General features: G+C 48.1%; 22 protein-coding genes. 20 read left to right on the top strand and 2 right to left on the bottom strand.

The window, feature by feature from the left end; translation table 11 throughout:
- The first annotated feature begins 19 nt into the window (after positions 1–19).
- The 18 genes from OXH39_01255 to OXH39_01170 all read left to right on the top strand — a co-directional run bounded on the left by OXH39_01255 (position 20) and on the right by OXH39_01170 (position 16,817).
- Complete coding sequence (locus OXH39_01255) at positions 20–1,063, top strand: Gfo/Idh/MocA family oxidoreductase (protein ID MCY3549057.1); 1,044 nt, start codon at positions 20–22, stop codon at positions 1,061–1,063.
- 208 nt (positions 1,064–1,271) lie between these two features.
- Positions 1,272–2,315, top strand: a complete 1,044-nt coding sequence (locus OXH39_01250; protein ID MCY3549056.1) for a Gfo/Idh/MocA family oxidoreductase — start codon at positions 1,272–1,274, stop codon at positions 2,313–2,315.
- A 68-nt stretch (positions 2,316–2,383) separates the two neighbouring features.
- The gene (locus OXH39_01245; protein MCY3549055.1) at positions 2,384–2,563 is read left to right on the top strand and encodes a hypothetical protein; all 180 of its coding nucleotides are present in this window, start codon (positions 2,384–2,386) and stop codon (positions 2,561–2,563) included.
- 56 nt (positions 2,564–2,619) lie between these two features.
- The gene (locus tag OXH39_01240) at positions 2,620–3,657 is read left to right on the top strand and encodes a Gfo/Idh/MocA family oxidoreductase (protein ID MCY3549054.1); all 1,038 of its coding nucleotides are present in this window, start codon (positions 2,620–2,622) and stop codon (positions 3,655–3,657) included.
- Positions 3,658–3,783: 126 nt separating this feature from the next.
- The gene (locus OXH39_01235; GenBank protein ID MCY3549053.1) at positions 3,784–4,665 is read left to right on the top strand and encodes a hypothetical protein; all 882 of its coding nucleotides are present in this window, start codon (positions 3,784–3,786) and stop codon (positions 4,663–4,665) included.
- Positions 4,666–4,698: 33 nt separating this feature from the next.
- Complete coding sequence (locus OXH39_01230; GenBank protein MCY3549052.1) at positions 4,699–4,968, top strand: hypothetical protein; 270 nt, start codon at positions 4,699–4,701, stop codon at positions 4,966–4,968.
- A 91-nt stretch (positions 4,969–5,059) separates the two neighbouring features.
- Positions 5,060–6,097 (top strand): Gfo/Idh/MocA family oxidoreductase, encoded by a 1,038-nt coding sequence (locus tag OXH39_01225; protein MCY3549051.1) that lies wholly within the window; start codon positions 5,060–5,062, stop codon positions 6,095–6,097.
- Positions 6,098–6,240: 143 nt separating this feature from the next.
- A complete protein-coding gene (locus OXH39_01220) occupies positions 6,241–6,969 on the top strand; it encodes a LamG domain-containing protein (GenBank protein MCY3549050.1) in 729 nt (242 codons plus the stop codon).
- A gap of 5 nt (positions 6,970–6,974) precedes the next feature.
- A complete protein-coding gene (locus OXH39_01215) occupies positions 6,975–7,826 on the top strand; it encodes a phytanoyl-CoA dioxygenase family protein (GenBank protein ID MCY3549049.1) in 852 nt (283 codons plus the stop codon).
- A gap of 154 nt (positions 7,827–7,980) precedes the next feature.
- A complete protein-coding gene (locus OXH39_01210; protein MCY3549048.1) occupies positions 7,981–8,739 on the top strand; it encodes a LamG domain-containing protein in 759 nt (252 codons plus the stop codon).
- Between the two features lie 44 nt (positions 8,740–8,783).
- Positions 8,784–9,626: a LamG domain-containing protein gene (locus OXH39_01205; protein ID MCY3549047.1), complete on the top strand. Its 843-nt coding sequence runs from the start codon at positions 8,784–8,786 to the stop codon at positions 9,624–9,626.
- Between the two features lie 109 nt (positions 9,627–9,735).
- Positions 9,736–10,524 carry an SDR family oxidoreductase gene (locus tag OXH39_01200; protein MCY3549046.1) on the top strand — a complete coding sequence of 263 codons (789 nt, stop codon included), beginning with the start codon at positions 9,736–9,738 and terminating at the stop codon, positions 10,522–10,524.
- Positions 10,525–10,611: 87 nt separating this feature from the next.
- Positions 10,612–11,385 carry a hypothetical protein gene (locus tag OXH39_01195; GenBank protein MCY3549045.1) on the top strand — a complete coding sequence of 258 codons (774 nt, stop codon included), beginning with the start codon at positions 10,612–10,614 and terminating at the stop codon, positions 11,383–11,385.
- 352 nt (positions 11,386–11,737) lie between these two features.
- Positions 11,738–12,307 carry a hypothetical protein gene (locus tag OXH39_01190; protein ID MCY3549044.1) on the top strand — a complete coding sequence of 190 codons (570 nt, stop codon included), beginning with the start codon at positions 11,738–11,740 and terminating at the stop codon, positions 12,305–12,307.
- Between the two features lie 69 nt (positions 12,308–12,376).
- On the top strand, positions 12,377–12,529 hold the full coding sequence (locus tag OXH39_01185) for a hypothetical protein (GenBank protein MCY3549043.1): 153 nt from the start codon (positions 12,377–12,379) through the stop codon (positions 12,527–12,529).
- A 65-nt stretch (positions 12,530–12,594) separates the two neighbouring features.
- Positions 12,595–13,968, top strand: a complete 1,374-nt coding sequence (locus OXH39_01180) for a DNA methyltransferase (GenBank protein ID MCY3549042.1) — start codon at positions 12,595–12,597, stop codon at positions 13,966–13,968.
- A complete protein-coding gene (locus tag OXH39_01175; GenBank protein MCY3549041.1) occupies positions 13,965–14,735 on the top strand; it encodes a hypothetical protein in 771 nt (256 codons plus the stop codon). Before OXH39_01180 ends, OXH39_01175 begins: the two co-directional genes overlap by 4 nt.
- 153 nt (positions 14,736–14,888) lie before the next feature.
- Positions 14,889–16,817 (top strand): hypothetical protein, encoded by a 1,929-nt coding sequence (locus OXH39_01170; protein ID MCY3549040.1) that lies wholly within the window; start codon positions 14,889–14,891, stop codon positions 16,815–16,817.
- Between the two features lie 191 nt (positions 16,818–17,008).
- On the opposite strand, the gene OXH39_01165 is transcribed toward OXH39_01170, so the two are convergent.
- Positions 17,009–20,083: an N-6 DNA methylase gene (locus tag OXH39_01165; protein MCY3549039.1), complete on the bottom strand. Its 3,075-nt coding sequence runs from the start codon at positions 20,081–20,083 to the stop codon at positions 17,009–17,011.
- Between the two features lie 113 nt (positions 20,084–20,196).
- Here OXH39_01165 and OXH39_01160 point away from each other — a divergent pair, with 113 nt between their 5' ends.
- Positions 20,197–21,033: a 3-oxoacyl-ACP reductase FabG gene (locus OXH39_01160; GenBank protein MCY3549038.1), complete on the top strand. Its 837-nt coding sequence runs from the start codon at positions 20,197–20,199 to the stop codon at positions 21,031–21,033.
- Between the two features lie 3 nt (positions 21,034–21,036).
- Here the strand turns inward: OXH39_01160 and OXH39_01155 are convergent, their stop codons facing one another.
- Positions 21,037–21,885, bottom strand: a complete 849-nt coding sequence (locus OXH39_01155) for an acetoacetate decarboxylase family protein (GenBank protein MCY3549037.1) — start codon at positions 21,883–21,885, stop codon at positions 21,037–21,039.
- Between the two features lie 165 nt (positions 21,886–22,050).
- Between OXH39_01155 and OXH39_01150 the strand changes: the two genes are divergently transcribed.
- Entirely contained in the window at positions 22,051–23,265 is a 1,215-nt protein-coding gene (locus OXH39_01150) for a superoxide dismutase family protein (GenBank protein ID MCY3549036.1), read from the top strand.
- Positions 23,266–23,538 lie beyond the last annotated feature (273 nt).

Here is a 23,538-nt window from a genome sequence, read left to right as displayed (position 1 = left end):
ATACTAAGGAGGCGGTTCCATGTATAAAACTGCGATGTTAGGGTGCGGTGGTCGCGCCCGTGGGCACGCAGATGCGTATCGTTTCGTCAAACGCGGTAAGCTCGCCGCAATCTGCGATATGAACGAAGAACGACTCAACAACTTCGGTGCTGACTTCGGTATCTCTTCACGCTACGCTGATTTGGATGAGATGCTTGAAAAAGAGAAGCCGGATGTCTTGCATATCGTCACAAGTCCTGTGGTTCCGAGCAGCAACGAAAGGATCCGTTATCCGTTGATGAAACAGGCATCCGACCACGGCGTGCCAGCGGCGGTTATTGAAAAACCGGTTGCTATTGAAGGCGAAGATTGGAAACAGATTGCGGCGTTAGCAGAAAAGACGCAGACGAAATTTGTCGTCAATACACAGCTCAACTTCCACCCGAAAAACTTGGACTTAAAAAAAGATGTCGCAGCAGGACGTATCGGCGAGATTAGGTTTATTGATGCCAGTGCGCGTAGTAGATCCGCCGAGCAGGGAGGACATGTGCTACAGTTGGTGTCCTCTTACATTGACGGCGCGCATCCGGTCCGGGTTCTTGGCCAAATCGCTGGCAGCGAGCATTTAAATTCTGCGGGTGGGCATCCCGGTCCGACGCATGCTGCCGCTCAGGCTTTGTATGAGAACGGTGTCCATGTCTCTATTGCATTTGGTACGGAGATGGCACAAATGGCATCCGATGACCCGGGTATCTACGGGCACAAACGTGTGTTTGTTGTCGGAACGAAGGGCTTCGTACATTGGCGTTTCAGCAGTTGGGAACGTTCAACATTGGACGGTGGCTATGAGGGCGGTCCACTGAACTACGGGGAGCAAGATGTCGTCGCGCAGGCGAACTTCACCGAAGCCATTTTTGATTGGTTAGAAAATGAGAATAAGGTGCACCCGACGCATCTCAAACAGTCCCTCGTTGAGAATAACCTCATCTTAGGGATATACCACAGCGGGATAACAAACGAGATTGTTGATCTCCCATTTGAGCCGCCAGATGGGTTGATGGACTCACTCCGAGAGAGGCTATAAAACGTTAACTTATATTTTTCCTGTTAAGCAATCTTAGGTTTTGAGGAAGTGTAGAAGAGGAGGAAGATTGGAAGAAATACCGTGTTCGCTGTCTTCCGAACTTCCAGACTTCCAAACTTCCAACGCAATTGGGAATGCAAAACTTGAATATTAAGACTTATACTTGTTTAACCTATTTTCGCTAATAGTATTTTAAGGAGACATTTTTATGTATAAAACAGCGTTCTTAGGGTGCGGGGGTCGTGCCCGTGCGCATGCAGATGCCTACCGCTTCGTCAAACGCGGCAAGATCGGCGCAATCTGCGATATGAATGAAGAACTCCTCAACAGTTTCGGAGACGACTTTGGAGTTTCATCGCGTTATACCGACTTAGACGAGATGCTTGCAAAGGAGAAGCCGGATGTGCTTCACATCGTCACTGCCCCGGTGCTGCGCGGAACCAATCAACGTATTCGGTATTCACTGATGAAACAGGCATCCGATGCCGGTGTTCCAGCAGCGATTGTGGAAAAGCCGATTGCCGTTGAAAGCGAGGATTGGAAGCAGCTTGCTGGATTAGCGGAGGAAACACAAACGAAGTTTGTCGTCAACACACAACTCAATTTCCACCCGAAAAACTTAGAATTGAAGCGAGATGTCGCAGAGGGCAGGATTGGTGAAATCAAGTTTATTGATGCCAGTGCGCGCAGCACACCGGTCGATCAGGCACCCCATGTATTACAGCTCGTCTCTTCCTACATTGACAACTCGCGTCCGGTGCGGGTACTTGGACAGGTTTCTGGTGCTCAGGATTTGGATTCCACGCAGCCCTCCCCTATGCATGCTGCTGCGCAAGCCCTATATGAAAACGGCCTTCACGTCTCTCTTGCATTCGGGACAGGTGTAAGTCAGAAAGTGCCTAAAGAGCCGGATGCGGGTAATCACACCCACAAACGCGTTTTTGTTGTAGGAACGAAAGGATTTGTGCATTGGCGGTTTAGCAGCTGGGAACGCGCCACACCAGAGGGTGGTTACGAAAGCGGTCCGCTTGACTACGGAGAGCAGGATGTCGTCGCACAGGGTAACCTCACCGAAGCCGTTTTCGATTGGTTAGATGATGACAACAAGCAGCATCCGACACATCTCAAGCAATCGCTTGCGGAGTTCAACTTACTTCTCGGAATCTACTATAGTGGTGTAACAAATGAGATTATAGATCTACCATTTGAGCCACCCGATGGGTTAATTGATGTACTTCGAGAGAGGCTATAAAACGTTAACCGATATTTTTTCCTGTTAAGCAATCTTAGGTTTTGAGGAAGTGTGGAAGAGGAGCAAGGTTGAAAGAAATACCGTGTTCGCTGTCCTTTGAACTTCCAGACTTCCAACTTTCCAACGCTTATGAAGATCAAAAACGTCCATTTATGGTGAAATCCGAAAATAAAAGGACACTTTGGAAAACACAAAACACTTCACCACCGCTGGCGAGGTTTGTAACCTCGCCCTTCCATAACGTCTAATTAATTGTAGATTTTACTATAATTCAAACTTGCTTAATATCGTAAGGAGACATTTTATGTATAAAACAGCGTTCTTAGGGTGTGGGGGTCGTGCCCGTGCCCATGCAAGTGCCTACCGCTTCGTCAAACGCGGCAAAATCGCCGCAATCTGCGATATGAATGAAGAACTCCTCAACAGTTTTGGGGACGACTTCGACGTTTCCTCACGCTACACTGACCTTGATGAGATGCTTGAGAAAGAGAAGCCGGATGTCCTCCACATCGTCACCGCACCAGTGCTGCGTGGGACGAGTGAGCGTATCCGATATCCGTTGATGAAGCAAGCATCCGACCACGGTGTTCCTGCGGCGATTGTAGAGAAACCGATCGCTGTCGAGAGCGAAGATTGGAAACAGATTGCTGAGTTAGCGGAAGAGACGAAAACGAAGTTTGTCGTCAATACACAACTTAACTTCCATCCACAAAACCTTGAATTGAAGCGGGATGTCGCCGAAGGACGTATCGGCGAGATTAAGTTCATTGATGCGAGTGCGCGCAGTACGCCCGTTGATCAAGCACCGCATGTGCTGCAGTTGGTGTCTTCCTATATTGATAACTCGCGTCCAGTACGGGTGCTGGGTCAAATCGCGGGGAGAGAGCAGTTAGACTCGGCGCAGCCGTCTCCCATGCATGCCGCTGGACAAGCCATATATGAGAACGGCCTCCACGTCTCTCTTGCGTTTGGCACTGGCATGGGAACGTTGGCATCGGACAGTGAGAGCACTGTTGCGCATAAACGTGTTTTTGTCGTCGGGACGAAAGGTTTTGTGCATTGGCGTTTCAGCAGTTGGGAACGTGCAACCCCAGAGGGTGGCTACGAAGGTGGACCACTCAACTATGGCGAACAGGACATCGCTGCACAAGGCAATCTCACGGAGGCGGTCTTTGATTGGCTCGACGATGAGAACAACGTACACCCAACGCATCTCAAGCAATCACTCGCAGAGTTCAATTTACTCTTAGGGATTTACTATAGTGGGATAACAAACGAGATTATTGATCTACCGTTTGAACCACCTGATGGCTTGATGGACTCGCTTCGAGAAAAGTTGTAAACGCTGACAAGTATAGCGGCAGGTGAGACATCATCCTGCCGCAGACTCCTTCAAAAAATTGACATACCCCCCAACTTGTGCTATAATTTCCAAAAAGAGATGCACTAAAACCGAGAAAGGAGTCGGATGGCAAGTTTTGATACTGCCTCTAAGAAACAGATCGAAACAAATCCTCAAGATTTCGTAAATCTCTGCTTCAAATTCGGATTGACAAATATCACTGTCCTGGAGGTTGTTACACCCGAGCAACCTACCGTTGAGATGCACCAAGCAGATACGCTCATTAAAGTACTGCGTGATGGTCAAGAGGTACTGGTGCATTTCGAGTTTCAAACTACCGATAGTTACAATCCTGAAATGCCACTCCGAATGGCGGGTTATATCATTCGAGCCATTGAAGTCTATCGGTTACCGGTATATTCCAATGTTATCTACCTGCGTCCTGATGCAGGTAATAAGGACCCGGGAAAATTTGCGCAAAATCTGGAAGGTCATAATATTTCGATTGAATATCAGGTTTTTCGTCTAATTGAGATGGATGGACAGGAAATTCTTGATTTGAAGCCTGTGGGATTGATACCCTTCACGCCGCTCATGAAACGCCCAGTGGATATAAATGAAGAAGAGTGGCTTCGCCGTTGTGTCCAAACTGCGGATGGCATTGATGTCCCCAACAAGCCGGAGTATCTTGGGAGTCTCGCTGTCTTGGGAAATTTAGTTTACGATGCGCAAACGATTTTAGAGATTATTTCGGAGGAAACCATGCAACAATCTTCCATCGCTGAATACTTAGCACCGCAAGCACGCGAACAAGGTGCTCAAGAAACCACTCGTGAGAATATCCTTGAGATACTTGCATTTCAATTACAACCTGAAGTTGCAGAGACTTTTAAATCTGATTTGGAGTCAATTAAGGATCTGCAGCGTCTCAAGCAGCTCTTTCGCACCGCATTACGGGTGGAAAGTCCTGAAGAATTCACGCAAGCGTTGAACGAAAAAAACAAATGAACCACTGCACCGTGTTGCTGATTGGAGGAAACTGTGCAACAACCGCCTATTGTTGAATATTTAAAGAAAAAAGCATACGAACAAGGATTTCAGCAAGGGTTCCAGCAAGGTGCTCAAAAAACCAGTCGCAAGTGTATCCTCAAGGTTCTAAAATTTCGATTCCAGTTTGATGCAGCGCAGACCTTCAAATCAACGCTGGATGCGATTGATGATCTGCAACGCCTCGAGCAATTGTTCAGTGTTGCAATGCGGGTGGAAACGCCGGCAGATTTCACGCAGGCATTGAACGAAAACGACGAATAAACCGTACTGTAGTTTTTCCACAAGTTATCCTATATTTTTCCTACTAACTTTCATTTACCTTGGTTTACAAAATATTAAAGGAGACATTTCTGTGTATAAAACCGCAATGTTAGGGTGTGGTGGCCGCGCCCGTGCGCACGCCGATGCTTACCGTTTCGTCAAAGGCGGTAAACTCGCCGCAATCTGCGACATGAACGAAGAATTACTCAACAAATTCGGAGACGATTTCGACATCTCATCACGCTACACTGACTTGGACGAAATGCTTGAAAAAGAGAAACCCGATGTCCTCCATATCGTCACAGCACCGGTGCTGCGGGGTAGCAACGAGCGCATTCGTTACCCGCTGATGAAACAAGCATCCGATGCGGGTGTTCCAGCAGCGATCGTCGAGAAACCGATCGCCGTTGAAAGCGAGGATTGGAAACAAATTTCCGAACTTTCCAAAGAGACGAAAACGAAGTTCGTCGTCAACACACAACTCAACTTCCACCCACAAAACCTTGAATTAAAAGCAGATGTGGCAGCGGGACGTATCGGGGAGATTAAGTTCATTGATGCGAGCGCACGGAGCACACCCGTTGACCAAGGTCCGCACGTGTTGCAATTGGTGTCTTCCTATATTGACAACTCCCGTCCGGTACGAGTGCTCGGTCAGATATCTGGTGCCGAACACTTAGATTCAGCCCAACCCTCACCGCAATATGCGAGCGCGCGCGTCCAGTACGAGAACGGACTTCATGTTTCTGTTGCGTTCGGGACAGCCATCGCACCGACCGCGTCCGACGATCCGGTTGTCTTCTTCCACAAACGCGTTTTTGTCGTGGGGACGACAGGGTTCGTGCATTGGCGATTCAGCAGTTGGGAACGCTCAACCCATGAGGGCGGTTATGAAGGCGGTCCACTCAGTTATGGAGAACAGGATGTCATCGCGCAAGGCAACCTCACCGAGGCGGTCTTCGATTGGTTGGACGACGAAAGCAAGGTACATCCCACGCATCTTGAACAGTCGCTTGCAGAGTTCAATCTGCTTTTGGGAATTTACTATAGCGGTATCACTAACGAAGTGATTGATCTCCCGTTTGACCCACCGGATGGACTGATGGATAAACTGAGAGAAAAACTATAGTGGACGCTTTGTCACGTCTTCGCGAACCGTCGTGGGGTGTCTTACAAGCGCGTATCACCTTATTGAACCGCAACCGCCGCGGGCGAGGATTGTATCCTCGCCTCTGAACCTCGCCATATGCTCACTTGAATTGAGGTATAATCGTGTCCCTTTCAAAAATTGTGTGTCTGATCTTCTTCCTATCTGGCATTGTCAGTCTCACAGCAAATGCAGGATTGGTGGGGTATTGGTCTTTTGACGAGGCAGACGAGGCGAACGATCTGAGTGGGAACGGTCACGATGGCGTTATCCGTGGAAATCCGAAGGTGATAGCCGGAAAATTCGGTGAGGCATTAGAATTCAACGGCAGCACGGACTATGTTGAAATACCGGACGCACCGGCAATTTCTGAATTAAAAGCACTATCTATGTCGGCATGGATTAATCCAACGAAACTTGGTTCGTGGGTAGCGGTTGCTGAAAAGGGTATCCATCTCAACTGGAGTTACGGTTTTTTCATTGAACCTGACGGGACACTCTCCTTTTACGTCTCCACTGGTCCTGGCAACAATCTCGTCTGTTGTGTTGGCAATTTTGCGCTTGAGATTGGAAAGTGGTATCACATTTTCGGTTCCTATGACGGTAAGTCCGTGAAGGCTTACGTTGATGGAAAGCTGGAAGGCGAGATGCCCAGTAATGATGCCGTTCATATCACTGAGGGCTTACCCTTTACGATCGGCAGTCGCAATGGTCAGAACCATTATGGTGGTGCTGTTGACGAGGTCGCATTCTGGGACGAAGCCATCGCTGTTGAGGACGCTATGGACCCACTTCTTGTGAAACCGGGACGAAAACTAACGACTACTTGGGGGGCAATCAAAACGCTACGTTAAAAACAATGGGAACGAATTCTGAAAAATTTACGGAACAGGGGTACCTTGTCGTCCAATCGGCACTGGCTGAGTCTGATCTTGCTCCGTTAATTGCTGTTATCTCTGAAGTCGTTGATGCACGCGCTACTGAACTCTATAACGAAGGTGTCATCTCGGATACATACAAAGAGATGTCTTTTGAACACCGTTGGCATGCTGTCCTAAAAGCCTGTGGCAGAGAGAACGAGGTCTTTGGCTGGCATACGCTTGTCTTCAGCGAAGCACTCTTTGATCTGATAACCCATCCAAAGGTGCTAGATGTCTTAGAATCCCTTATCGGAAGTGATATTCAGTTCAACGGCGACTTTTGGGTACGTCCAAAACTTCCAAACGAAAAGTTGACGACACTCCCATGGCACCAAGACAGCGCATATATGCCGAACACCGAAACAGATACGCATCTCACCGTTTGGCTTCCACTCGTCGATGTCAAAACGGAAAACGGTGCTTTGCAATTCCTGCCCGGAAGCCATAAGTCGGGTCTTCAAACCTATCACCGTGTTCCCGGTGAGGCATTCGCTGTGCCGGAGCTCTCTCCCACATCATCTGACACCGACATTCACACCTTAGAGATGAAGAAGGGTGACCTGCTTGTTTTCAACAATCTGGTCTTCCATCGGTCGCTATTCAACCGCAGCGACATCATCCGATGGTCGGTGGATTTTCGGTTCAGCCCGACTGCCACTTCACTTGATGGGCTTTGGCACGAAGCGATCGCATGCCCTGCGCGTGAAAGCACAGCTCGGCAATGTCCAACGCCGTGGCAGACGTGGCGTGCCCAATGGGAAGCCAGTCCACATAAGGATAGATTTGTTTAACCCTTCGGTGAACATTTCCAGTCTTAAAAAGAGGTGGTATTTCCATATTTTTTATGTTACAATTGGTTAAACTATGCGCAGCATAAGAATATTTCGGAAGAACCGGAAAATATACACGATTTACCGGTCTTCCGGTAACACGTAGGAGGTAGATTTGTTAAACGCAAGAGGTATAACAATTATTCTCAGCCTGATGCTCATGTTGAGTGTGAGTCTAACTGGTTCTGCTGAGATCAACGAAGATATGATTGCAGCGGCATGGTTGTTTGAAGGCGATGCCGAGGACGTGTCTGGAAACGGATTTGATGGCGAAGTAAAAGGTGGCAAATTTGTTACAGGCAAAATCGGGGACGCGCTCGAACTCAACGGCTCAGACGAATGGGTCGAAATTCCGAAACGGATCGGCGAATTTGAAGAAATTACCTTCACGCATTGGGTCAAATCCACTGGACGCGAGGCAGCATGGCGTGTTTTCTTCAACGTCAACGGTTGGAAAGCCGGGGACATCCATTACCAGATGCACCCGAATAATAAGGTTGAGTTCTCCATTCACAGTAATCCAGGTGGGAATGATACCTTTGCGAACTATATGTTAGCAGGGGATCAGATGGACAAATGGGTCCACATCGCCACCGCCTACAGCGCGACGGAAAAGAAAATTCGTTTTTACGTTAACGGCGAACTCGATATCGAAAACGATTGGGGTGGAAACCCCGGGGTCCTCGACCCAGCTCGGATTGGTGACTGGGGTCAATCAAGACAGTGGGAAGGGTTGATAGACGAGTTCATTATTTTCAACACCGTTCTCGACGAAGACGATATCCAAGCGGTTATGAATGACGGTTTGGAAACAACGCTCGCTGTGGACGCAAAAGAGAAATTGGCTGTCACATGGGGCAGTCTCAAGAAATAACGGAGAAGTGATCACCGAATCACTTTTCCAGAGAGGAAATAAATATGTTTTTGGCAAAACGCTATCTGAATTACATACTGACTGCAGTTGCTATCATTGCTCTCGGTTTCGCTGTGATGGCTACAAGCCACGCCGCGTTTGATGAAGACGACATTGCAGGGATGTGGACCTTTGAAGAAGGTAAAGGTAAAGAGGTAAAGGATCTTTCCGGTAACGGAACCGACGGTGAATTTGTCGGCGACCTGAAATGGGCGAAAGGCAAATTCGGCGGTGGGTTGGAATTTAACGGTGCAGACACTTGGGTCAAACTCGGTACCAAGGGTGAAGACAAAACGTTAGCCGCCTTGGATTTCAAAGATTCCAAAGGGTTCTCAGTCCATTCTTGGGTCTATGCAGCGGAAGACCCGAATGGGAAATGTGTGATATGGAAAGGGCTTGGATGTTCGACGTGGTCGCAGTTCTTACTCGGAACCGGAGCACATGAAAACGGGCAAAATAGCACGCAGGCTGCCTTTCACATCCGTGTTGCCAACGGGGGCGCGAAACTTGAGGTCCTCGGTGATGAACTTCCTGCTAAAGAGTGGATTCATCTCGTTGGCACATGGGATGGATCACGACTCCATGTCTATGTTAACGGCAAACTGCAAAACTCCGAGGATGCAAAAGGACCACCGTGGGCATCTCCCGAAGAGGTCTATATCGGTGCTGACCCAGGCTGTGGCAAACGCTGTCAGTGGAACGGTATCATTGATGAAGTCGTTGTCTTTGACACAGTACTCTCTGATGATGACGTAGCAAAACTCGGTGAGGGTATTGAAGGCGCATTAGCCGTTGAAGCCGCTGGGAAAATAGCAACAACTTGGGGTTCACTTAAGTCCTCCCAATAAGTATCCTTTGAGACACGCATCGTGTTGAAAATGAGATGTCTACCAATTGAGGTGGACATCTTATCTTATCTTATACAGACTAAGTGAAATGTATGAGGACAGTTGATCCATGGATTTAGGACTCCGCGGAAAACGTGCAATTGTTACCGGCGGTAGTCGCGGCATTGGTAAACAGTGCGCGCTTGCACTCGCACTTGAAGGTGTTCACGTTTGCATTGCTGCCCGGACTGAAGACATACTCAATCAAACCCTTGTGGAACTTGAGCAGACCGGCGGAAAAGGACATACCGTTGCGGTGGATCTAACTACACAAGCGAGTTGTGAAAAAGTGGTGCAGGAGACGATAGACCGTTTTGGCGGTGTTGACATCCTCGTCAATAATGTCGGTGCTGCGCGGAACGCTGATATTTTAGGGCTGTCGCCGAAAATGATTGATGAAGCACTTTCATTGAAAACCTACAGTTATCTACGAATGTCACAACTGGTTATTCCGTATATGAGGGAGAATCAGTGGGGACGAATTGTCAATATAGCAGGTGCCGCTGGCACGAGTCCCACCCGTGGTAACATACCGACAGGAGCTGCGAATATCACTATTCTGAACATCACACGGGCACTCTCTGATGCTGTCGCAGGTGACGGAATCTTGGTCAATACTGTTTGCCCGGGGTTGACCAATACTGGTCGAGCACGCACGCAGCAAAGTGCAAGAGCCAAGCGTGAAGGACGCGATGTTGAGGAATTATTGCAGGAACTTGGACAAGAACTGCCTGCAGGACGTATCGCAGAGCCGGAGGAGGTGGCGAATGTCGTGACATTCTTAGCCTCTGAGGCTTGCTCCTATATGTTTGGGAGTACGCTTTATATGGACGGTGGCAAACGCCGCGCAACCCCGTGAGAATAAAAAATCTATTCGGACGAGAACTCTTGATCCAACATTAGGAAACTAAATCAACAAGATGCTACCTTGAAGGAGGTTGTTCCGATGAACGTTGTTAAGAGTTTATCAACCCACAAATATCTCCTCTTCACGCTGGTATATGCCGCCATTTTTGTCTGGACTTCCAGCAGCTTTGGTAAGGTTTTATACCTTGACAATTTTGACGATGGGAAAATTGATGGTAAATATGAATTTAAGAACCATGAAGGCAAATGGGTAGAAGAGGGCGGCGTTATCAGCCAAACCCACGAATCTCCGGGCGATCACACCTATCTTGTTCTTGATGGTGGTTTTAAAGAACCGCATACTGGATTGGTGATGATTCGTGTTGATGAATGGGGAGACCACGATCTTGCCCGTTGTGGACTTGGGTTTCGTCTTGATCCGGGAGATGCCTCGGGTTACGCCTTTCTGATTCATCATTTCCTCAATAACATGGAATTCCTCAATGACCATCTCGCTTGGAAACAGAACGATACCAAACCTCCGTTTGATATCGTAGAAATCGGTAAATGGTACTGGATGAAAGCCGAAATATCCGACAAAGGGTTTACCGGTAAAATCTGGGAAGATGGCGAAGAAGAACCCAAAAAGTGGCTTCTTGAAAGCAAACTCGACTTTGGAAATGTCAGACCTGAGAGTGGACAAGTTGGTCTTAACGGGGGTTCAAGCAGAGGTCCCCCCGCGCTAACCATTGTTTCATTTGACAATTGGGCAATTTGCGATACGCCTGACGATTGCACACCAAAACAAATTCTTGCCATTCAGGCAACTGGCAAACTTCCAACCGTTTGGGGCGCGCTCAAAGCGCGCTACTAAAGCAATCCATCTCTAATAGGACGATGGATTGATGTGAACAATAACAACCGGGCGCGCTTTTTAAGCGCGCCTCTTGATAAGCTGCAACACGTGGATCCATATCCACATACATTAACGTATGGGAAAAATTTTACTCATCATTTTCGGGATATTCATATTTGTTGTATGTATCCTGATTCTCTTCCAAATTTTGCAAGCAATTTTCGCCTTCGTCTTTTCCGTCGCGCTGTTTATCATCGTTGTCGGCGGCGCGTTTCTAATTCTCAGGAAGATTTTTAATGGATGAGGGTGCCACACTGTGGCATACGACTTGCAGATTTCCATATTCTACCAAATCAAAGGAGATTTAATTGTGCTACAGAAAGTTAACTTTGTGATATTAATTTTCACTATTAGTCTAATCGCGACCAACCTATCTGCCCAAATTGTTGAGGATGGATTGGTGGGTTATTGGAGTTTCGATGCAAACAACATTAGCGGAAAGACCGTTACGGATGGGACAGGTAATTACGACGGGACTATCAACGGGAACCTGAAAAAGGTTACTGGTAAAATTGGCGATGCGTTAGAGTTTGATGGAAACGAAGCGAACTTCGTCGAGATTGATAGTCCTGAAGACTTTGATTTCAACAGCGACTTCACTTGGACGGCATGGATAAAAACCGACAACTCGGGTCCGGGTGTCATTTTCGCGAAAACCGGTGGCCCAGGGACCGATGATAAGGGACCCAAGACCTTGTGGGTTCGCAATAGCGTCCTCAACCTTGACACCGGTTGGGTAGGCAATGTTGAAGACGTAGGAAACAACATTGATGACAACAAGTGGCACCACATCGCTGTCGCAGGCACACCTGAGGATAGTAAGGTCCAATTCTTTGTTGATGGCGAAGCGACAACCGAGGGAGTACTCAACCTCGCCTAATTTCCTGAAGAGGATTTTGAAAGTCATATTTTCATTGGTTTGGATGGTAGAGCTGATGGCGAGTTCGGTGTGTTTACCGGCATCATTGACGAATTTAGCGTTTATGACCGCATTCTTGAAGAAGCCGAGGTCAATCAAAACTTCAAATCTGACAAAGGACTCTCTGTTGATCCCAAGGCAAAACTCGCTGTAACATGGGGCACGCTCAAAGCGCGCCGATAAAACGCTATGCCCTTCGTAGGCGCGTCTTTAAGCGTGCCTACATGACTCTATTTATAGGCAATAGAATGAATGTCGAGAACCGAACCATCTTTGAAGGGGACAATCTGCATGTACTTCGCGGTCTTGACACAGACACTATAGACCTGATCTACCTCGACCCACCCTTTAATTCCAATCGAACCTTTGAGGCACCGGTGGAGAGCGAGGCAGCGGGCGCAGCATTCAAAGATTCATGGACGTTAAGCGATTTGGATAAAGCATCGCACGGTGAACTGGCGGAAAGAGACCCTCCGCTTTACTATGCCATCAGTTCCGCCGCGTTTAGTCATGGAAAGTCCATGAAAGCCTATCTCATCATGATGGGTATCCGAATGCTGGAGATGCATCGCATCCTGAAACCGACAGGAACTATCTATCTCCACTGTGATGATAACGCAAGCCACTATCTCAAAGTGATGATGGATGGCATTTTTGGGAAAGACAATTTTAGGAACGAGATTGTTTGGCAAAGGGCTGCAACCAGCAAGGGAAACCTTAAAAAAGGGTTAGCGCGAGATTCGGACCTCATCTTCCGTTATTCAAAAAGCAACGACTTTGTATGGAACCCTGAGGCTGTTACAATTCCTTATGATATGTCGGATTTGGATGAAAAAACCAAACGCCAATATTATTACGTTGAACCGGAAACTGGACGACTCGTTTCACATACCTCTATAACCGCTCAGATCCAAGATCCTGATTCGCATCTTACCTATGAAGTGATGGGAGTCGTCAGGACATGGCGATGGGCGAAAACGCGAATGCTGAAAGAGATTGAAGCAGGACGTGTTGTACAAACAAGTCCCGGAAATGTTCCTCGATATAAACGGTATCTTGATGAACAAAAAGGCAAAACGCTGAACAATATTTGGGTTGATATACCAAACTTAACGGCAAGAAGTAAAGAGCGGATTGGGTATCCCACACAGAAACCGCTTGCGCTGTTAGAACGAATTATTCGTGCCAGTAGCAATCCGGAGGACATGGTGCTTGATCCGTTTTGCGGGTGCGCTACCACATGTGTTGCTGCGGAACACCTACAGCGCCATTGGATAGGCATTGATTTGAGCCACAAATCTTTTCAACTCGTCAAATCGCGTCTTGAACAACGCGGTATCGTCGAACGGGTTATCCACCGAAAGGGTAACCCTGAGTTTTACCAACAGGATCGAACCTATAAGCACACATTGTTCGGGTGCCAAGATGGCAGGTGCAACGGTTGCCAAATATTATTTCCGTTTTCTAATATGACAGTTGACTATATTCTAACGAAATCCAAAGGAGGTGCCGAAACTCCCGACAATCTTCAGTTATTGTGTAGTGGATGTAAGTTAATGAAGGGGTATGGCACGCAGGAACAACTAATTCAGAAGTTGAAAGACGGAGGAACTCTCCAATGAAGACGTTGAAGTTTGCGGTTGGGATAATAACAGTGGTTGCACTGATGTGCTTTTTGACGCATCCTACCGCCTTTGCGAAGCGTGATAAACAGTACGTTGCTAAACAGATTAGAAACATTAAAATAGATGGAAAACTTGACGAATGGAAACGCGCCGAAATCGTTGCCTTTGATGAATTGAAAGATGTCGGGGATGGTATCCCGAAAGCTAATGATTTTACCGGTCAAGGCAGAGTCGCATGGAGTTCACAAGACGCGACCCGTATCTATTTCGCTGTTGAAATTACGGACGATGAACTCCAAGACATTAATCCGCCTGATGCCAAATGGTGGGAAGACGATAGCGTCGAGTTTATGTTTGATTTCAAAAACGGCATGGTGCGGGACACCCTCGTCCAGTGGACACTTGGTGCCAATGGCAAGGACTTATCCGCCGCCGCCTCAAAAGAGAACACCGAATGGGTGTTAGTGAAGAATGGGAATGATTACATCTACGAAGTCGCCATTGACCCGACGAAACCGCGCGGTAATCCGGCGTTCGCAAACCCGGGGGAAGGGAAGAACTTCAAAGCGAAAGACGGGTTGACGATTGGGCTCAGTTTCCACATGAACGATTGTGAGAACGGCGGACGCGAACATCAGATCGGATGGATACCCGGCGGCGCATGGGACGGTCTCGCTTATGGCGACCTCACTTTTGATGATGAGATATTAGCCGTTGAACCTTCAGGCAAACTCGCTGTGCTCTGGGGATCCCTTAAAAAATAAAAAGCCTTAACCATCAACTCGTGCCTTCGCAAAAGTATCTGTAGACGAGTTGATGGTTAAAGCCGTCGGCAATCAGCAGTCAGTATAAGGGTTAGATATGTCGAAAACCTCTTTACTGATTGCTGAAAGCCGATAGCCAACCCCTATTTAAACATGCCAGAATCTCGTACTTCCTTTACATCTGGAATTACGCTCCGTGCACTTCTGATTGGGACACTTCTCGTTATTGGGAACGCCTATTGGCTTGCCTACGCTGCGGAAATGATCCAGCCGCAGTTCCTCCTCAACTTCGTCTCGCTCTTCTTCAATGCTATTTTCACGCTTTTTGCCGTTATTGGCTTCAACCTGGCGTGGAAGAAACTTTCACCCAGCAGTGCACTGACCACACGAGAACTCCTCGTTATCTATATCATGGTCGTCATGGTATCGACGATCGGCGGTCATTCCATGATGACATTCCTGATCGGCACGTTGGCACATCCGTTCCGATTTGCGACCCCGGAAAACGAATGGGCAGATCTGTTCTGGCGTTACATTCCAACGTGGTTCGTTCCTGATAACAGTGCCTTAGATGCCTATTTTGAGGGCGATTCAACCTTTTATCTCGCAAAGCATCTGCGCGGTTGGGCAGTACCGATTCTTGTCTGGACAGGGTTCGTTGCCCTGCTCTGGTTCACGCTGATATGCCTCATTACGCTTATCCGCGTCCAATGGACCGAGCGTGAAAAGTTGGCATATCCAATCATCCAGTTACCCCTCCAGATGGCACAGGGGCGGAAAAGCTTTTACAAAAACGGCACGATGTGGATAGGCTTTTCGGTCGCCGCATTTATTGAACTCCTCGCAGGATTAAGTTATCTATTTCCCCAAGTCCCTTCTATCCAACTCAATTATTACTCCATCACGCATCTATTTACCGATAAACCGTGGAACGCTGTCGGGTGGGTATCGCTATCTGCCTATCCTTTTATCATAGGGTTAACGTTTTTCGTGCCGTTGGATATTTCGATGTCGGCGTGGTTTTTCTATCTATTCGGTAAAGCGGAGCGGATTATCCGCGTCGGGATGTTAGGTGAAGGTGAACTCTATTTTGCGGAGCGCGCCGGTGGCGCGTGGCTTGCTGTCGGTGTTCTCGCGTTGTGGGGAACTCGACGCCATCTGCGCGATGTCGTGAAGAATTGCTTTACGAACAGGCAAGCGTTTGACGATTCAAACGAACCGATGTCTTACCGGACTGCTGTCCTTGGATTGGTCTTCGGAGGCATCGGGCTCACTATATTTTCAGTGCAGGCGGGGATGACCTTGGTCGGTGTCCTCGGCTTTATCATTATTTTTCTCTTGATGGCACTCGGTGTAACGCGCGTACGTGCCGAATTCGGTCCGCCATCACATGAGATTCTCGCACTGGATCCAGCGCGGTTGATGGCAGTGACCTTCGGACCCCGGTTTGTCGGTACCAGTAACCTCACAATTATCTCGTTCTACTACTGGTTGAATCGACTCAACGTCTCGCATCCGATGCCCAATCAATTAGAAGGTTTCAAGCTTGCTGAGCGTTCCGGTATTAACAGCCGAAAACTGGTCTGGGTGATGATGTTCTCAATCGTCATCGGGACGCTCGCCTCGTTTTGGGCATTTCTCTATCTCCTCTACGACACAGGCGCACTGGCGGTGCATGGATACGTCGTCGGTATCGGCAACGAGGTCTTCGGGAGACGCTTGCAACGGTGGATTAACAACCCCATCGGTCCAAACTGGGGCGGAACGCAATCCATGGGGATGGGGGCAGTGATGACATGGATCCTCTACTTCCTGCGCCATAAATTTATCTGGTGGCCCTTCCATCCGATCGGGTATGTAATGACAGCGGCAACGTGGGGCGGACTTGCGGATTTCTGGTTCTCAGTTTTCCTCGGTTGGTTGATAAAGTTCATCATTGTTACCATCTTCGGTTTACGGGCACATCAACGAGCGATCCCCTTCTTTTTAGGGTTAGTGATGGGTGATTATGTATTCGTCGGAATGTGGGCACTGCTCGGCACACTGTTTAACATCCCGACGTACGTACTCTGGTCGCCTTAGCGGTTTGCACATCTTCGGAGACTCCTGTCTGAATGCGATTTCAACATAATCTGTGTGTAGGTTGGGTTGAACGGAAAAACAGGTATATTCCTCAATAGAAATCCCACTTTCACTTTTCCAATAGGCTATGGTATGAAATATGTCGAGTGAAACCCAACAAAACCGAGCCGGACAAACCCCGCGGACCATCCCTACAATTTAGGCAAATTTTCGACGATTTCCACCGTCTTTAGACTCACGTTGATAACACGCGCAATTAAGTCCACAATATACCGCGGTTCATCCTCGCGGTTTGGGTCGTTTTTAATACCGCTCCGTTTATCTACCTTGATACGATACTGATCCACGATCCACTCCAAAGCAGAACGCGTCCCTAACTTATAGTCATAAACTTCTGTGGGGATGCCGTCCAACGTCAAAAAATCGTTATATTTCAACTGCGTTTTGTCTTTAGAGAGTTTCATCTTCTCAACATCCCAATTGACTTGCATGTCGGGGGTTTCAACCTTTCGGAGTTTATCGTATTTCGGAACGGATTCATAGTTGACGTGGAGGTCCGCCAACGCCGCACCCGCTTTGGAGAAACCCCAAAAGTCTTCAGCAAAAGGGATATGCGGTAAATCGCGCTTGAGGTTCATCTCATACTTCTCACGATAAACGGGATGGTGCAAGAGGGCGTAGGTATAGTGGAAGATGTCCCACTTGGTGAGGGTGTCATCGCCGTAGTGGGTTTGGAACGCTGTCAACACCCAATCGGTGATGTTTTCTCGTCGGTTTGTGCCGTCCTCATCGTAGGTGTAGAAGGGAAAGCATTGATCTGAACCGAGTAAGCCAAGACATGGAATTATCTTTGTCATCAACGGCATAAAAGGCCCCTTGTTTCCTATGCCGCTGACGCAAATTACCAGATTTTCTGTTTCCGTTTCAGGTGTAGGAAAGATCGAGGGGAAAACATATACTCGCTCGGTCAGCATTCGCTCAAAATAGAGGTTTGATTTGGTAAATGGCCGGTAAAGAGATTCCCTCACATTTTCTTCCAAAAAGGCAGCGGTTCTTCCCCTTTGTAAGTTCCGTTTTAGTGCCTCACTCCAACTGATTTTTGTGTCATCACTCACCACAAAATTATCAACGTTTGCCTCCCGGGTTTTCCGTTGTGTCCATCGTGCCACTTCCGCGTTGTAATTTTCAATCATTTTATTTATATTCTCAGTCAGCATATCTTGATTGAAATTGTAAGCCCAGGCATCACGGCAGGTTACAACACCACGACTATAGGTTTTGAAAATTACATCCGATGCCGTTCCTTTCTCTGCCTTCGCTTCTTTCGTTCCTATTGGGACAAAAGTGTCAAACTCAGCGTGGAGACCTTCCGTCAACCATGTATGCTTTGCATCAATCGTTCTTTGCTTCATTGGAACGTTTGTATAGTCCCTGAAGTCGGCTAAAAGTTTCTGTTTCTCGCGGGCTTTCAAGTAGTCGTCAACGGAATAGATCCAGACCTCAGCAGGTGCAGAGGTCGCCGCCGCCTTTTTGATAAAAAAACTGATACCAACACCGACCCGAATCTGGTCATCAAAAACGTTACCGCCCTCTTTTCGTCGGCGTTCACCGGAAGTACGGGCATTCCCTTTGAGGTCAATGTGATAAATCTTGGTGAAATCCTGTCCGAGATGTTTCCGCATCCCGTCAAACGCAATACCGTCGAGAAAACCGTTGTTCGTCACAAACGCGACAACGCCTTCGTTCCCAATCCGTTTTGATGCCCACAGTATCGCTTTTATGTATGGATCCGAAAGCGCGTTTTTATTCGTTGCTTTTGAGTCTTGTGAATACGTCTCTTTTAGCAGCGCGTCCATTGTCTCGTACTTCCGATTTTTGTTGTTGTCGTTTTCGTTAATCTGTCCCATGTTATAGGGTGGATTGCCGATAACGACAAACATATCCGCTGCTTTCTGTCTCTCCACCCGTTCTGTATTTTCGCGTGTAAAAAGTTCCGTTTGCTGCTGCTCAAGCAACTCAAACGTATCTGCAAGCGCGATACCTTCAAACGGCAGATATGTCCCTGTACGTTGAAAGTACTCCTGCTCGATGTTCAGACTCGCAATATAGTAGGGCAGGAGCATCACCTCGTTGCAGTGCAGCTCATGGCGGTATTTCTCTTCTAACGCCGTGCCTTGAATGTCCTGCATGAGCCGAACGATGAAGTTCCCCGTCCCGACGAAAGGATCGATGATATGTACGCCGGTATCCGACAAAGACCTGTCAAACTCGGTTTTCAAGATATGTTCAACGCTATTCACCATGAAATCGACGATCGGTTGTGGTGTATAGACGATGCCGTGTGTATCCGCCACATCTTCAGAGAACCCTTGAAAGAACTTCTCATAGAATGCATTGAGGAAGTGCTGTTTTTGGGAGAAGTCTTTGCAGAGCGTCGCTGCTTGCTCAATAGCAATGTAAAACCGATCTAACGGTTCAAGAAACACGTCGCGACTCACTTCATGCCGCATGAGCGCGTGGCTGACGTTTTCAATCTCACGGGCGATAATATTTCGCAGGGTGAAGTCTGACCTATTGAAAACGGTACGGAAAATGCGCTCCGTGAGGATGTGTTGGATGAGCATCTCCTCAACAGCATCTTGTGAGAGTTCAGGGTTAATAGAGGTGCGGCAGATTTCATAGAAATCGGTGAACGCCTCCTTGAACGCTGGATCTGTTTCGTGGCGTTGATCGATGAGTACTTTCAACGCGCTTGCGAGGTCAGGTACATACTCTCTGAAATCGGAGACAGCCGTTTGCCAATTGTCGAGCGCGGGAGGGACGTAAGAGAACAGATATTGAAGTGCAGCAATCAAGCATGCCGGTTCGGTGATGTCCACGTCCAAGGCGTTCTGTCCGTTTTGGTATAAAATGGCGCGGTGCGGTGTTTGGAAGAGGATATTGTCAAACGGGTAGCCAGCATCGCGTTTACCTTGGATGGCTTTAGCGAGGTCGTCATCTATATCTTTCGCTTCCCAGTAGGCGAAGGGGAGTCCGTATTCGTCGAGGACCACGCCATCAATAACGATACGGTTTCCCTTTGCTGTGCGCATCGCATATTGCGGAATAAGCGTGGCGTTCACCTGTTTTGCACAAGTATCCAGCAAAAAGGCAAAAGGATTGCTGACTGCACCTTCATGGGTAGCATTGTGTCGGTCATATTGCTGCAGGGTGGTGTAGTAATCTCGGATCGGTTTGTGAGTGGGTTTTAGATTCAACTTTGGCATAGGGGCATAATAGCATGTTTGGTATTAGAAGACAAGAAGAAATTGTCAAATTTGACATCTTCTCTAAAATCTGTTATACTCTGCTCTATTCAATTCATAGGAGTTATACCTGAATGTACAACTTAAATGAAAAAGTCGCCTTGGTAACAGGTGCGGGAGGCAAGAACGGCATCGGGCGTGCAATTGCGACCCGTTTGGCGAAAGAGGGTGCCGATGTCGCTGTCAACGACATTACCGAGCATCCCTATGCTGCAGATCAAGGGGATTGGCAAGGATTACCCGATGTCGTCCGTGAGATTGAGGCGATGGGACAACGTGCCATCAGCGTCGTTGCGGACGTTTCGGATGCAGATCAGGTCCGCGAGATGGTGGACAAGACCGTTTCGCATTTTGGGAAAATTGATATTCTCGTCAATAACGCAGGGACAATCGCTGGTAAGGATCGCGTGCCTGTCGTAGATCTGGCTGAAGAGGATTGGGATAGAGTGCAACGGGTCAATGTGAAAGGTGTATTCCTCTGTTCTCAAGCGGTGGCACGGCATCTCATCGCGCAAGGAACGGGAGGCAAAATTATCAATATGTCTTCTGTTACCGGGAAACGCGGATCGGCGCGCTTCGCTGCATACAGTGCCTCAAAATTCGCCGTGATCGGCTTCACGCAATCGCTCGCGTGTGAACTCGCACCCTATCAGGTCAACGTGAACGCTATTTGCCCTGGACTTGTGGATACAGAGCGATTTGGACATCTCGCGTCTGTGCTAATGCCTCAGAATCTTTCTGCTGATGAACAACTCGCGGAATACGCACGCCGCTCTGAAGCAGCCGTACCCATCGGGCGACTCGCTGAGGGAGCAGATGTCGCCAAAATGGCTGCTTTCCTCGCCTCAGACGAAGCCGCCTACCTATCAGGGATTTCCATCACCGTTTCAGGCGGCTCAGTGATGGACTAAGAATTAACGCAATATCCGTTGATCGCTCAGGTCCTTTCCACCGACGCTTTTGACAATAGATGCCCCACGCCACTCTTTGACTTCCAACTCGTGGAAGGCGTTGACAATGTTATACTGCGTCGGTAGGTCTTCCCAACGTGATTTGTGGAATTCCACCGTTCCTTCACCGCGCCAATGCTCCTGTACAACTCGATTCGGTGTGCTTGCAGGTGTTAGCACTGCGTATGCAATGTCGGCAGTCCCCCATTCACCCGTTCTCGGCATATATTTGTAGTGGAGTGTACCGGTGAGCGGTTGTTCACCACTCGTCTGTTGCGGGGATGAAGACGGGGTTGGTATCGGAACTTGCTCTGTCGCTCTCACGTGCATATCCATGAACTTAAAACCGAGCCAACTGGCAGTGCAGTGTGTTTCGCCGTTAAACGTTAGCGGATCTGGCAGTTCGCAGTAGATTTTGGAGAAGCCTAATTCCTCACGTCCTGTCAAAATCGGATCAGTCAGGTTTTCCCACAGCACTGTCAAGAGGGATCCAGTTGCCCTGTCCACTTCACCTTCAAAAACCGCTGGGAAACTGACACCGAGCGTATTGTAGCCGCGTCCTGCCAACCACTCAATTTCTTTCATATAGCCGGCGGACACAGACACGACGGGTTCACCGTTAAGCGAGAAACCTGGCGGTAGAAAAGCCTCAAGTTGTTCGCTGTTTGTCAGGAAACTCACTGAAACTGATGTCGATTTCGGATTATCTTTACACTCAAATTTTCTGCCATCGGGTCCAAATCTCGGTCCTGTCCTCGGTCCAAAATGTGTCGGCATCCGATACATTGCGTTCGGATCTAATTTATATCCCATCTCATTCCCTCCATGTTTTGGATAGTATGTCTTTATTGTATCAGTGTGAGGCAGAATGTCAAGTACGAATCGTCCGGTTTCTGAATAGCAAGACTAATTGACTTTGGCACTGAAATGTAATACAATACCTTCAATACCACACCGAAAGGAGCAATTTGTACATCTATGAACATCAGACCCCCTACGTACGCAGTGCTAATAACCCTTATGGTGGTGATATGCCTTGTGACCGGATGTGAAGAGATTTCAACACAGATGCTCACTGTGGAACCTATTGACAAAGTCGCAGTTGCCCTGATCTCTGAAAAAGACGGGAGCGGTCTGACTGGCGAAGCCATGTTCGCAGAAATAGATGGAACAGTTCACGTCCGGATTGAAATTCAGAATGCATCCCCAGGTTTGCACGCGGCACACCTCCACATTGGCAGCTGTACCGATGTAGGACCACACTGGCATCCTATGGCGGTTCCAGCAGGTACTATCGGCGTTCCTGTTGCTGAAGCGACACCTGACATGCCGCCTATCGGTGTCGGTGAAATCGGCAACATCCCAGTTGGCGAGGACGGTACAGGGGTTTTAGAATTTACAACACCACTCTGGTCTCTTGGTGGTACCCCGGGGACCGACATCCTCGGTAAACTGTTACTTATCCACGAAACAGGTGATACGTTCCAAACCAATCCACATGGGCATCATACCGCAATGGGAATGTTAGAAATCCCCACCCCCCATACAGGCATTCATACTCATAATATGGGGCAGATGCAGATGGAAATGGGAATGGTAGAAGCCACCCATGCTTGTACACTGGTAGTGCTCGGGCAGCAGATTGACTTAGAAATGGAACACCATCTTCCAGATCAAGTAGTGGATCCGCATAGCCATGATCCGCTGGAGCTGCTGCTGAGTTGTTTCTTTACGCCTGAGCAATTGTTGGATCTTGCATTTTTGGCTGTGATTCAGCTGACAGAATCGCCCGAATATCAAGCGTTTTTGGAAACCGGACCGAGCAGTTTAGCTGCCTACCACGACTTTTTTCTCTCTAAAGGTGCACCCATAGATCCCGATTTCTTTACAAACCAATATCGACGTACCTTTCCCACTGGAGCACCCGAAACATTTGAGCCGGAGATGCGGATGAGGTTAACACATCTCTACATTTCATCGGGCATAGATTTTGAAAACCCTGTTGACTTAGCGGGCTATAATCAACTTCTCATTACGTTTCTGGATGATCGGACGACCGCGTGGATGTTAGGCTATTTTCAAGGGGACGATACAGCCTTCGGTGAATGGATTGTTGCGGTGCTTAAAGAGGTACAAGTAAGAGCAGGCGGTGGTGCCCGCATCGGTTGCGGTATGATTGTGTTGATAGAATAATACCGTTTCTAAAAATTTAGATTGCATTAACCACACTGTCCACCCAGGCTCGGTAGGTGCGGTTTTGCGGCGTACGCGAAGAAACACCCCAGCAAAAACCCCAAATGCGACCTGCATTCCTAACCGCACTGGGCATCTGTAAAAATTACCCAAACCCCATAAATCTCAATTCAGACAATCATCAAAGCACGTGGTCGTCTTCAATAATCCCCTTCGCCTCCAAACCAGCAAGCACATTCTCAGCACATTCAAACGGGATGTCGAGTCTCTGGC

The organism is Candidatus Poribacteria bacterium (assembly GCA_026702755.1).
In the GTDB taxonomy this organism is placed as follows: Bacteria; Poribacteria; WGA-4E; order WGA-4E; family WGA-3G; genus WGA-3G.
This window is presented reverse-complemented; position numbering and strand designations above follow the sequence as displayed.